1 protein-coding gene is annotated in these 231 nt (G+C 82.3%); it reads left to right on the forward strand.

What is annotated here, in order from left to right:
* On the forward strand, positions 1 to 228 hold a 228-nt coding region (locus QM806_RS41175; protein WP_283295085.1), incomplete at its 5' end, for a hypothetical protein.
* Positions 229 to 231: the final 3 nt, after the last annotated feature.

Genomic DNA, 231 nt, shown 5'->3' on the forward strand with positions numbered 1-231 from the left:
GTGACGGCGGTGCCCTGCCGCCTGCGGGGGCCGTTCCTTCTCCGCGTCGGCGGCTCGCCGTTGCTCGCGGGGCTGGGCGTCGCGGCGCTGGGCGCGGGCCCCCTGGCATTGAACTGGCAGCGGCGGTGCGGGCGCGAACACCCGGGGGAGTGCCGGGTGGCCGGCGGGCCGTGCGCCGCCGGCGTTCGGGCCGGCCCGGCGGCGGAGGCCGCCGGGCACGGACCGTGAGCG

Source organism: Rhodococcus sp. IEGM 1351 (genome assembly GCF_030056875.1).
Classification (GTDB): domain Bacteria; phylum Actinomycetota; class Actinomycetes; order Mycobacteriales; family Mycobacteriaceae; genus Rhodococcus_F; species Rhodococcus_F opacus.